Source organism: Pseudomonas sp. Yb2C2 (assembly GCF_052112325.1).
Classification (GTDB): domain Bacteria; phylum Pseudomonadota; class Gammaproteobacteria; order Pseudomonadales; family Pseudomonadaceae; genus Aquipseudomonas; species Aquipseudomonas marginalis.
This window is the reverse complement of record NZ_JAVAJK010000071.1, coordinates 1-346: the sequence shown is the minus strand read 5'-3', so window position 1 is coordinate 346 and position 346 is coordinate 1. Positions and strand designations below refer to the sequence as shown.

1 pseudogene is annotated in these 346 nt (G+C 61.3%); it reads left to right on the top strand.

What is annotated here, in order from left to right:
- Positions 1–196: pseudogene (locus Q8X51_RS32200) on the top strand (hypothetical protein); the annotation flags it as partial.
- Positions 197–346 lie beyond the last annotated feature (150 nt).

Genomic DNA, 346 nt, shown 5'->3' with positions numbered 1-346 from the left:
TGGCCCAGGACGGCTAACCCGGCGTCCTGCCGGGTTACCCACGGATTCAAGCCTGCGTTCGGCCAGCGTGGTTAACGGGGCGACTGAGATCAAGATCAAAAGCCAGAGCCAGAGCCAGAGCCAGAGCCAGATCAAAAGATTGCTGACTTCGTCAGCGGTTAAGGAAGTAGAAGCCACACCGCGCACGCTTCAATGATCAGGTCGGCTTTAAGGCCGCCTCGCTTTGGCTTTTGATCTCAAATCGCCCCGTCAAACACGCTGGCCGAACGCAGGCTTTGGAGCGTGGGTAACCCGGCAGGACGCCGGGTTAGCCGCGCTGGGCCATGGATGGCCCATCGCGGCGGCC